The sequence below is a fragment of the Stenotrophomonas sp. YJH_SMC_17 genome (assembly GCF_059371655.1).
The window spans coordinates 118,564-129,717 of the sequence record NZ_JCAFUU010000007.1 but is presented as its reverse complement, the minus strand read 5'-3'; the positions used below and the strand labels follow the sequence as shown (position 1 = coordinate 129,717).

9 protein-coding genes and 1 pseudogene are annotated in these 11,154 nt (G+C 67.2%); 9 read left to right on the top strand and 1 reads right to left on the bottom strand.

Annotation, left to right across the window (positions count from 1 at the left end):
- Position 1 precedes the first annotated feature (1 nt).
- The 8 genes and pseudogenes from ftsW (at position 2) to lpxC (ending at position 9,309) form a co-directional block, all read left to right on the top strand.
- A complete protein-coding gene (ftsW, locus tag AC5P8Z_RS17020; RefSeq protein WP_286070957.1) occupies positions 2-1,312 on the top strand; it encodes a putative lipid II flippase FtsW in 1,311 nt (436 codons plus the stop codon).
- Positions 1,309-2,394 (top strand): undecaprenyldiphospho-muramoylpentapeptide beta-N-acetylglucosaminyltransferase, encoded by a 1,086-nt coding sequence (murG, locus tag AC5P8Z_RS17015; protein WP_495229571.1) that lies wholly within the window; start codon positions 1,309-1,311, stop codon positions 2,392-2,394. The genes ftsW and murG overlap by 4 nt, the downstream gene beginning before the upstream one ends.
- 40 nt (positions 2,395-2,434) lie before the next feature.
- Complete coding sequence (gene murC / locus AC5P8Z_RS17010; RefSeq protein ID WP_180865295.1) at positions 2,435-3,871, top strand: UDP-N-acetylmuramate--L-alanine ligase; 1,437 nt, start codon at positions 2,435-2,437, stop codon at positions 3,869-3,871.
- The gene (locus tag AC5P8Z_RS17005) at positions 3,868-4,830 is read left to right on the top strand and encodes a D-alanine--D-alanine ligase (RefSeq protein ID WP_286070960.1); all 963 of its coding nucleotides are present in this window, start codon (positions 3,868-3,870) and stop codon (positions 4,828-4,830) included. Before murC ends, AC5P8Z_RS17005 begins: the two co-directional genes overlap by 4 nt.
- Positions 4,827-5,504, top strand: a pseudogene (locus tag AC5P8Z_RS17000) (cell division protein FtsQ/DivIB); the annotation flags it as partial. The gene AC5P8Z_RS17005 and the pseudogene AC5P8Z_RS17000, both read left to right, overlap by 4 nt.
- Before the next feature lie 68 nt (positions 5,505-5,572).
- The gene (gene ftsA / locus AC5P8Z_RS16995; RefSeq protein ID WP_005408083.1) at positions 5,573-6,808 is read left to right on the top strand and encodes a cell division protein FtsA; all 1,236 of its coding nucleotides are present in this window, start codon (positions 5,573-5,575) and stop codon (positions 6,806-6,808) included.
- A gap of 161 nt (positions 6,809-6,969) precedes the next feature.
- Complete coding sequence (gene ftsZ, locus AC5P8Z_RS16990; protein ID WP_286070961.1) at positions 6,970-8,205, top strand: cell division protein FtsZ; 1,236 nt, start codon at positions 6,970-6,972, stop codon at positions 8,203-8,205.
- Between the two features lie 192 nt (positions 8,206-8,397).
- On the top strand, positions 8,398-9,309 hold the full coding sequence (gene lpxC, locus AC5P8Z_RS16985) for a UDP-3-O-acyl-N-acetylglucosamine deacetylase (RefSeq protein WP_004143722.1): 912 nt from the start codon (positions 8,398-8,400) through the stop codon (positions 9,307-9,309).
- 282 nt (positions 9,310-9,591) lie between these two features.
- Here the strand turns inward: lpxC and AC5P8Z_RS16980 are convergent, their stop codons facing one another.
- The gene (locus AC5P8Z_RS16980; RefSeq protein ID WP_286070962.1) at positions 9,592-10,041 is read right to left on the bottom strand and encodes a DciA family protein; all 450 of its coding nucleotides are present in this window, start codon (positions 10,039-10,041) and stop codon (positions 9,592-9,594) included.
- A gap of 12 nt (positions 10,042-10,053) precedes the next feature.
- Between AC5P8Z_RS16980 and AC5P8Z_RS16975 the strand changes: the two genes are divergently transcribed.
- Positions 10,054-11,010 (top strand): M23 family metallopeptidase, encoded by a 957-nt coding sequence (locus AC5P8Z_RS16975; protein ID WP_286070963.1) that lies wholly within the window; start codon positions 10,054-10,056, stop codon positions 11,008-11,010.
- Positions 11,011-11,154: the final 144 nt, after the last annotated feature.

Here is an 11,154-nt window from a genome sequence, read left to right as displayed (position 1 = left end):
GATGAACGACCTGTCCCGCCAGGCAACACGCCTTGAAGCCATCGAAGGCAGCTACGACAAGTGGCTGCTGGGCGCGATCATCGCGCTCACCGGCGTGGGCGTGGTGATGGTGGCATCCAGTTCGATCGCGCTGATGAGCAGCCCGTTCTACTACCTCAACCGCCACCTGATCTTCCTGGCGGTCGGTATCGTGCTGGCGGTCATCGCCGCCCGCACCGAACTGAAGTCCATCGAGCAGTACAACCAGATGCTGCTGCTGGGCTGCTTCGTGCTGCTGCTGGCGGTGTTCATGCCGGGGTTGGGCAGTACGGTCAACGGCGCGCGCCGCTGGATCAACCTGGGCATCTCCAAGTTCCAGACGGTCGAAGCGGTGAAGGTGCTCTACATCGTCTGGCTGTCCAGCTATCTGGTGCGCTTCCGCGACGAAGTCAACGCGACCTGGCCGGCGATGCTCAAGCCGCTGGGCGTGGCCGGTGCGCTGGTGGTGCTGCTGCTGCTGCAGCCGGACTTCGGCTCGTCCACCCTGCTGCTGGCGATCACCGCCGGCATGCTGGTACTGGGCGGGGTGAACATGCCGCGCATGTCGATGCCGGTGATCATCGGCCTGGTAGGGATGAGCGCGCTGGCGATCATCGAGCCGTACCGGATGCGCCGCATTACTTCCTTCCTGGACCCATGGGCCGACCAGCAGGGGGACGGCTACCAGCTGTCCAACGCGCTGATGGCGGTGGGCCGTGGCGAGTGGACCGGCGTTGGCCTGGGCAACTCGGTGCAGAAGCTGTACTACCTGCCTGAAGCGCACACCGACTTCATCTTCTCGGTGACCGCCGAGGAATTCGGCTTCCTGGGCACCTGCGTGATCGTGGCCCTGTACGCGCTGCTGGTCGGCCGCACCTTCTGGCTGGGCATGCGCTGCGTGGAAATGAAGCGCCACTTCTCCGGCTACATCGCCTTCGGCATCGGCCTGTGGATCAGCATGCAGACCTTCGTCTCGATCGGCGTGAACCTGGGCATCCTGCCGACCAAGGGCCTGACCCTGCCGCTGATCTCCTCCGGCGGTTCGTCGGTGCTGATGACCTGTGTGGCGATGGGCCTGCTGCTGCGCGTGTCCTATGAGCTCAAGCGCGCCGAGCGCCGTCAGGCCGTGCGCATCGGTGGCGCCGAGGACGCCGCTGCCGAGCCGAGCGACGCGCCGGTCGCGGCCAGCGTTCCGGTGAGCGCCGAGCCGGTGGCTGCCGCAGCGCCGAACGCTGCGCGTGGCACCAGCCGCCTGCAGTCGCGCATCGAGCCGACCTTCGGGAGGCTGTCATGAGCAGCGCTTCCAACGCCCGCCCGGTGATGATCCTGGCAGGTGGTACCGGCGGTCACATCTTCCCCGGCCTGGCCGTGGCCCGCGTGCTGCGCGAGCGTGGCGTGCCGGTCACCTGGATGGGCGCCGAAGGCGCCATGGAAACCCGCCTGGTGCCGAAGCACGAGATCGCCATCGACACGCTGGCCATCACCGGCCTGCGCGGCAAGGGCAAGCTGGCCCTGCTGGGTGCGCCGTGGCGGCTGATGCGCGCGCTGCGCGCGGCCGGCATGATCATCCGCAAGCGTCAGCCGCGTGCGGTGGTGGCCTTCGGCGGCTTTGCCTCCGGCCCCGGTGGCATGGCCACGCGCCTGCACGGCCTGCCGCTGATCGTGCACGAGCAGAACCGCGCACCGGGCATGACCAACCGCATCCTGTCGCGCTATGCGCGCCGCCTGTTGACCGGCTTCCCGGGCACCTTCGCCAAGCGCGAGGAGTTCGTCGGAAACCCGGTGCGTGCTGAGATTGCCGCCATCGCACCGCCGGAACAGCGCTTCGCCGACCGCCACGGCCCGCTGCGCGTGCTGGTGGTGGGTGGCAGCCAGGGTGCACGTGCGCTCAATACCGGCGTGCCGCAGGCCATCGCTGCACTGGGCGCCGCGGTCCCGGTGCAGGTGCGCCACCAGAGCGGCGAGAAGATGCATGCCGAAGCGGTCGAGGCGTATGCCAAGGCCGGCGTGCAGGCCGAGATCACGCCGTTCATCGCCGACATGGCCGAAGCCTTTGCATGGGCCGACCTGGTGGTGTGCCGCGCCGGCGCTTCGACGCTGGCCGAGCTGTGCGCGGTCGGTGTCGGCAGCGTGCTGGTGCCATTCCCCGCCGCCGTCGACGATCACCAGACCCGCAATGCGGAGTACCTGGTCGAGCGCGGCGCGGCGGTGTTGCTGAAGCAGGACGGAACGCTGGCCGACGGCATTGCCGCACTGCTGCGCGATCTGTCCGAAAATCCCGCCCGCCGCATGCAGATGGCACACGCCGCGCGTGCCCTGGCCAAGGTCGATGCCGCCGAGCGCATCGCCGATATCATTCTTGAGGAAGCTGTATGAAGAAGGCATGCCACCGCGCCTGCCCTGCGCGAGGCCGCGCATGATCCGTCGCCTGCACGACACCAACGACCTGGTGCGCGCCTTCCCCCGCGTGCATTTCGTCGGCATCGGCGGCACCGGCATGAGCGGTATCGCCGAAGTGATGCTGACGCTGGGCTATGAAGTGTCCGGCTCGGACAACGCCGACAACGTGGCGACCCGCCGCCTGGCCAGCCTGGGTGCGCGCATCATGCGCGGCCACTCCGCGGCCAACGTGCTGGGCACCGACTGCGTGGTGGTCTCCAGTGCCATCCGCGAAGACAACCCGGAACTGATGGAAGCGCGCAGCCAGCGCATTCCGATCATGCCGCGTGCGGCGATGCTGGCCGAGCTGATGCGCTTCCGCCGCGGCATCGCGGTGGCCGGTACCCATGGCAAGACCACCACCACCAGCCTGACCGCGGCGGTGCTGAGCGAAGGTGGCCTGGACCCGACCTTCGTGATCGGTGGCCAGCTGCTGGCCGCCGGTGCCAACGCCAAGCTGGGTGGTGGGCAGTGGCTGGTGGCCGAGGCCGATGAAAGCGATGGCAGCTTCCTGCGCCTGAACCCGCTGATGTCGATCATCACCAACATTGATGCGGATCACCTGGAGAACTACGGCAACGACTTTGCCCGCGTGCAGGCGGCGTTCGCCGAGTTCCTGCAGCGCCTGCCGTTCTACGGCCTGGCGGTGCTGTGCATCGACGACCCGGAAGTGGCCGCGCTGGCGGCGAAGACCCCGCGCCACGTGATGAGCTACGGCATGAGCCCGCAGGCCGACGTGCGTGCCGAGAACGTGGTGCAGGAAGGGTCGCGCATGCGCTTCACCCTGCGCCTGCCGCAGGGCACCAGCCAGGAAGTGGTGCTGGCGCTGCCGGGCAGGCACAACGTGCTCAACGCGCTGGCCGCTGCGGCGGTGGGCTGGCAGCTGGGCGTGGCCCCGGACGCGATCGCACGCGCGCTGGAAAGTTTCGCCGGCGTTGGCCGTCGCTTCAACGATCTGGGCGAGGTGACCACCGCCAGCGGTGCCAAGGTCCGCATCATTGACGACTACGGCCATCACCCGAGCGAGCTGGAGGCTGTGTTTGCCGCCGCCCGCGGTGGCTGGGCCGACAAGCGCCTGGTGGTGGCCTTCCAGCCGCACCGCTACAGCCGTACCCGCGATCAGTTCGACAAGTTCGCTGCCGTGCTGTCCAGCGTCGACGCGCTGGTGCTGAGCGAGGTCTACCCGGCCGGTGAGGAGCCGATTGCCGGTGCCGATTCGCACGCGCTGGCCCGTGCCATCCGTGCGCGCGGCCGCAGCGAGCCGGTGGTGGTGGGCAAGGCCGCCGAACTGGCCAGCGTGCTGCCCGACGTGCTGCAGGACGGTGATCTGCTGCTGATGATGGGGGCGGGCGACATTGGCGCCGTCGCGAGCCATATCGCCGTGGAAGGTTTCAAGGCGGAGGGTGAAGCGTGAGTACGCTGACGTTCCCGCCGCTGCGCGTGACCGACCCGGCCGTGTTCGGCCGCGTCGCCGTGCTGCTCGGTGGCAGCTCCAGCGAGCGCGAAGTGTCGCTGGATTCGGGCCGCAACGTACTCGAAGCCCTGCAGTCGCGCGGCGTCGATGCGTTCGCGGTGGATGGCATCCCGGCGCTGGCCAAGGCCCTGGCCGCCGGTGGCATCGACCGCGTGTTCAACATCCTGCACGGCCACAACGGTGGCGGTGAGGACGGCATCGTGCAAGGCCTGATGGATGCCTTCGGCGTGCCGTACACCGGTTCGGACGTGCTGGGTTCGGCGCTGAGCATGGACAAGATCCGCACCAAGCAGGTGTGGCTGTCGCTGGGCCTGCCGACCCCGCAGTACCGGAAGGTCGACGCGTCGAACGTGCATGCGCTGGCGGCCGAACTGGGCCTGCCGGTGGTGGTGAAGCCGGCCAATGAAGGGTCCAGCGTGGGCATCAGTCGGGTCACCGACGAGGCCGGCCTGGATGAGGCCGTGGCGCTGGCCGCGCGCTACGACGGCCAGCTGCTGATGGAGCAGATGGTGGTCGGCGACGAACTGACCGTGGCCATCCTCGGTGACGTCGCGCTGCCGTCGATCCGCATCGTGCCCAAGGGACAGTGGTACGACTACAACGCCAAGTACATCGCCGAGGACACCCAGTACCTGTGCCCGGGCCTGGACGGTGCCGACGAGGACGAGATCCGCCGCATCGCGCTGGCCGCGTTCCGTGCCGCCGGTTGCCGTGGCTGGGGCCGCGTGGATGTCATGCGTGACCGCAGCAGCGGCCGCTTCTTCCTGCTGGAAGTGAACACCGCGCCGGGCATGACCAGCCACTCGCTGGTGCCCAAGGCGGCCGGGCAGGCCGGCATCAACTTTGAAGAGCTGGTGTGGCGCGTGCTGGAACAGACCCTGGAGGCCTCGCACGCATGAACGCGGTGCTGCGCATCTTCGTCTGGCTGTTGGCGCTGTCGGTGGTTGCACTGCCGGTGGTGGCCGTGGTCAATGGCTGGGTCGGCGCCGAGCGCTGGCCGCTGGCGAAGCTGCGCGTGCACGGTGAGTTCAAGCGTGTACCGGCCGAACAGCTGCAGCAGGTACTGCTGCCCTACGCGCGCGCCGGGTTCTTCGCGGTCAAGCTGCAGGATGCCCAGGACGCACTGGAAAAGCTGCCGTGGGTGGAAAGCGCGCGGGTACGCAAGCAGTGGCCGGATGTGCTGGAAGTGACCCTGGTCGAGCACAAGCCATTCGCGCGCTGGGGCAACGATCGCCTGGTCTCCGAGCAGGGCAAGCTGTTCCCCACGCCGAAGAAGCTGGCCGACCTGGCGCTGCCCGAACTGGACGGTCCGGACAGCCAGACCGAAGAAGTGATGAAGCTGTACAGCGACTCGCGTGCATTGTTCGCACCGGCCGGCGTCGACGTGCGCCGGGTGACGATGGATGCACGCGGCAGCTGGTCGCTGGTGCTGAGCAACGGCACCGAAGTGGTGGTTGGCCGCGACGACGCGCGCTCGCGCCTGCAGCGCTTCGTCAAGGTGCTGCCGCAGCTGAACCGCCAGGACGCGCCGATCGAGCGCGCCGACCTCCGTTACACCAATGGTTTCACGCTGAGCTGGGGTACCCCGGCCACGCCGGCGAAAACGCCGGCGACCCCGGCCAGCAGGACGCAGGAAAGGACATGAATCGCAAGGGTGACAAATCGCTGATCGTTGGCCTGGACATCGGCACCTCCAAGGTGGTGGCGCTGGTGGGCGAGTATTCGCCGGGCAATCCGATCGAAGTGATCGGCATCGGCTCGCATGAGTCGCGCGGTTTGAAGCGCGGTGTGGTGGTGGACATCGAATCGACCGTGCAGTCGATCCAGCGCGCGGTGGAAGAAGCCGAGCTGATGGCCGGCTGCGAGATCCGCTCGGTGTACGCCTCGATCTCCGGCAACCACGTGCAGTGCAAGAACTCGCCGGGCATCGTGCCGATCCGCGACGGGGAAGTGACCTGGGGCGACCTGGATCGCGTGCTCGATGCGGCCAAGGCGGTGGCGATTCCGGCCGACCAGAAGATCCTGCACGCGATCCCGCGTGAGTACGTGCTGGACGACTCGCAGGAAGGCATCCGCAACCCGGTCGGCATGACCGGCGTGCGCCTGGAGGTGCATGCGCACCTGGTGGTGTGCGCGCAGTCGGCCGCGGCCAACATCAGCAAGTGCGTGCAGCGCTGCGGCCTGCAGGTGGATGACCTGGTGCTGTCCTCGCTGGCCTCCAGCGTGGCCGTGCTGACCGCAGACGAACGCGAACTCGGCGTGGTGCTGGTCGACATGGGCGCCGGCACCACCGACATCGCGGTGTTCGTGCAGGGCGCGATCTGCCACACCGCCTCGCTGCCGATCGCCGGCGACCACGTGACCAACGACATCGCGCACATGCTGCGCACGCCGACCCCGGAAGCCGAGCAGATCAAGGTGCGCTATGCCTGCGCCCTGGCCCAGCTGGCCACCGCCGAGGAAAGCATCCAGGTGCCGTCGGTGGGCGACCGCCCGCCGCGTCGCATGCCGCGCCATTCGCTGGCGCAGGCGGTGCAGGGCCGTTACGAGGAGATCTTCGAGATGGTGCAGGCCGAACTGCGGCGCTCCGGCTTCGAGGAACTGGTGCGCGCCGGCATGGTGCTGACCGGTGGCGCTTCGAAGATGGAAGGCGTGGTCGAGCTGGCCGAGGAAATGCTGCAGATGCCGGTGCGCGTGGGCATTCCGCAGCACGTCACCGGCCTCGGCGAAGTAGTCGGCAACCCGGTGCATGCCACCGGTGTGGGCCTGCTGCTGATGGGCAGCCAGATCGAGCACCCGCGTCGCCCGTCGCTGCCGACCGGGCGCGCCGGAAGCATGTTCAAGAAACTCAAGACCTGGTTCCGCGGCGAGTTCTGACGCGGAACCTGCAACACCCGGGCGTACCCGGTCGCAGTACCTGCAATAGACGGCAACAACGCAACACACAACCCACACAGCCGCATCGGCAACATGACACGCAAAGGCAGGAGGCCCGACCGTCCATGCCACCGACAAGCGGATACAACGAGGACACGGACATGGCGCATTTTGAACTGATCGAAAAGATGGCACCCAATGCGGTGATCAAGGTGGTTGGCGTGGGCGGCGGCGGCGGCAATGCCGTGGCGCACATGGTCAACTCGGCAGTGGACGGCGTGGAATTCATCACCGCCAACACCGACTCGCAGGCCATCAAGAATTGCGGTGCCAAGCTGCAGCTGCAGCTGGGTACCAACGTGACCAAGGGCCTGGGCGCAGGCGCGAACCCGGAAGTCGGCCGCCAGGCTGCGCTGGAAGACCGTGAGCGCATCATGGACGCGCTGCAGGGCGCGGACATGGTGTTCATCACCGCCGGCATGGGCGGCGGCACCGGCACCGGCGCCGCACCGGTGGTGGCGCAGCTGGCCAAGGAAATGGGCATCCTGACCGTGGCCGTGGTCACCAAGCCGTTCCCGTTCGAAGGCCGTCGCCGCATGCAGGTGGCGCTGAAGGGCATCGAGGAACTGAGCCAGCACTGCGACTCGCTGATCACCATCCCGAACGAGAAGCTGATCACCGTGCTGGGCCGCAACGCGACCATGATCCAGGCCTTCCGTGCCGCCAACGACGTGCTGCAGGGCGCCGTGCAGGGCATCGCCGACCTGATCGTGCGTCCGGGCCTGATCAACGTCGACTTCGCCGACGTGCGCACCGTCATGTCCGAAATGGGCCTGGCGATGATGGGTACCGGTACCGCCCGTGGCGATGACCGCGCCCAGGCCGCCGCCGAATCGGCCATCCAGAACCCGCTGCTGGACGACGTGAACCTGGCCGGTGCCAACGGCATCCTGGTCAACATCACCGCCGGCGCCGACTTCACCATGGCCGAGTTCGACGAGATCGGCCGTACCATCGACGGCTTCGCGTCCGAAGACGCCACCGTGGTGGTCGGCACCGTGCTCGACCCGGACATGCAGGACGAAGTGCGCGTGACCGTGGTGGCCACCGGCCTGAACCGCGTGTCGGCCAGCAAGACCCAGCGTCCGGGCGAGCGTGCGCCGATCAAGCTGGTCCGCAACGCCACCACCGGCCAGCCGGAGTTCGGCGACTTCGACAACGGCGGCGATGCCGTGTCCAAGGCCGTCGGCGGCATGGGCTTGGGCCTGCGTCGCGCCAGCAGCGATACCGCGGCCGCTTCGACCCCGTCGGCCCCGGCCTCTTCGGCCCCGGCTGCAGCGGAACTGCCGAACGACTACCTGGACATCCCGGCGTTCCTGCGCCGCCAGGCGGACTGAGCGGAGCGGCCCGGGGTTGTCCTCCCCGGGTTGCGCCACCATGTCCTGAAAACGCGGGCGCCGGGCCAGGATGGGCCCGGCCGCCCTGCTTCATGTGCGCCCCATTGGCGCGCCGGTGTGTCCTGCCTGCCTTTCAGCCGGGGTAGGGGACCGCGCGTGTTAATCTAATGTGTCACTTCCGGTCCATCCCCCATGATCCAGCAACGCACCCTCAAGAACACGATCCGCGCCACCGGCGTTGGCCTGCACAGCGGTGACAAGGTCTACATGACCCTGCGCCCGGCACCGGTCAACCATGGCATCGTGTTCCGTCGCGTGGACCTGGATCCGGTCGTGGAAGTGCCGGCCAAGGCCGAGCTGGTCACCGAAGTGACCCTGTGCACCGGCCTGACCTGCAACGACGCCAAGATCCAGACCGTCGAACACCTGATGTCGGCGCTGGCCGGCCTGGGTGTGGACAACATCATCGTTGAACTGTCCTCGGCCGAGCTGCCGATCATGGACGGTTCGGCCGGCCCGTTCGTGTTCCTGCTGCAGTCGGCGGGCATCGTGGAGCAGGATGCGCCCAAGCGCTTCATCCGCGTGCTGAAGACCGTGGAAGTGACCGAGGGCGACAAGGTGGCCCGCTTCACCCCCTACGAGGGCTACAAGCTGGGATTCACCATCCAGTTCGACCACCCGATGATCCCGGCCAAGCAGTCGCGCCAGGAAATCGAGTTCTCGACACTGGCCTACACCAAGGAAATCTCCCGCGCCCGCACGTTCGGCTTCATGCGCGACCTGGAATACATGCGCGAGCGCAACCTGGGCCTGGGCGGTTCGATGGACAATGCCATCGTGCTGGACGAGTTCCGCGTGCTCAACGAAGACGGCCTGCGTTACGCCGACGAATTCGTGCGCCACAAGATCCTCGACGCGATCGGCGACCTTTATCTGGCCGGTGGCCAGGTGCTGGGCGCTTACGAGGGCTTCAAGTCGGGCCACGCGCTCAACAACAAGCTGGTGCGCGCGCTGATGGCCGACGCCACGGCCTGGGAATGGGTCAGCTTCGACTCGCCGGCCACGCCGGATCCGGTCGAATACGCAACGCCGGCCTACGCCTGATTCCTGCAGGTTGTTGAATTGAAAGAAAAAAACGCCGCCTGAAAGGGCGGCGTTGTTGTTTCCGCAACGCGCACCGCATTCAGCATGCTTGACCGCCGCCAGGGCCGGTTCGAGGTCACGGTTTTGTGAACCTGTTGGATCGGAAGCCTGAATTTAACGCGGTTTTAACAACAATCTAACGACAGCCCCCCGGATGGCAGCTAGGATGCGACCCGGCCCCCGAAATGTTTCACGCCGTGGTGACACGCGCGACGGGGAGCGGAGCCGGATGCTCCGTTGTCGTCAGGACCGCTTCTTCAGCTTCGAAGGAACGTCCTGCAGGCAAGCCAAGGCGTCGCGTAGCCCTTTGTGCGTGGCGGCTGAAACTGCGTGGGGGCCATTCCGGTTGTCGATCGCTGGGGAGCGTGAGGGAGTGGTGGACGCAGTCTTGATGGTCACCCTGGTGGCCTTCAGCCCGATGGAACGGGCCGCGTCGAGCAACTGGGCTTCGGCAAGCCGCAACTTGGCATGCCAGACCGGGGACTCGACGAGAAAAACGAGGTGTTCCCCGTCCACATTGGCCAGCCGGCAACGGCTGCGCAGAGGTGGCGGCAACTGGGGGCGCAACTGACGGTCCAGCGCGTCGAGCCACAAGGCACGCCGCAGCGGGTTCCCGCTTTTGTCCGCCATCACCGCATCCAGCGCCGGCTTCGGCACTGACGCGGGGCGAACGCTGGATTTCGGCTCAGACATGAAAACTCACTGATGGCATTCAAAAAGATCGTAATCAAAACGCGTGAAGGACAGGCCAAATCGTCGCCGATCACGCGTTTGCGGTTCTATTTCGAGGACCGCCCCCGCGCCCTGCTGGGCAGCGTGCTCGGGGTAGGCTGCATTATCGGCCTTGCCGGCGGCATTGGCGCCAGCGCGCTGAATGATTCCCGGCTGCAGGCCAAGGTCGAGCGCCAGGATGCGGAGCTGGCCAAGGTCAAGCGCGATGCGCAGACCCAGGTCAATGCACTCGCGGCCCGCCTCGGCGAGCTGCAGGCGCAGGCCACCCGCCTCAACGCGCTGGGCGAACGGCTGACCCAGATGGGCAAGCTGGAAGACGGCGAATTCGATTTCAACGAGACGCCTGGCCTCGGTGATGGCGATGCCGGCGGCCCGACCAGCGACATCCCGGTCAAGGACGTCAACGCCGACTTACAGGTGCTGGAGCAGCGCTTCGCTGCTTCAGGCCGCCAGTTGTCGGTGATGGAATCGCTGATGTTCGACCACCAGCTGCAGCAGAACGCCGTGCCCTCGCGCATGCCGATCCGCAACAGCTACGTGACCTCCGGTTTCGGCACCCGTGCCGACCCGTTCGGCCGCGGTGCCGCCACCCACAAGGGCATGGATTTCCACGCCAAGGTCGGTGACCCGGTGATGGCCGTGGCCGAAGGCGTGGTCAGCTTCGCCGGTGTGAAGGGCGGCTATGGCAACGTGGTCGACGTCGACCATGGCAATGGCTATGTCACCCGCTACGCGCACAATTCGCGCCTGGTGGTGAAGGTCGGCGATCTGGTCCGTGCCGGGCAGGAAGTCGCCAAGGCAGGCTCCACCGGTCGTTCGACCGGCGCCCACGTGCACTTCGAGGTGTGGGAAAACGGCAACGTGGTCAACCCGCGCAAGTTCCTCGGCGACGGCGGCAACACGCCGGTCGGCCGCGTCAGCCGGGGTTGATTCCAGGCCTGGGGTCAGAGCCCATTCGCCATGGTGAATGGGATCCGACCCCGATCGAGCACGGGGGCGGATCCCTTCCGCAACGCGGAACGGCCCTGACCCCCTCTCCAAAGGGTTGAAACCTCAGCCGCCCGTCCCAAGCTA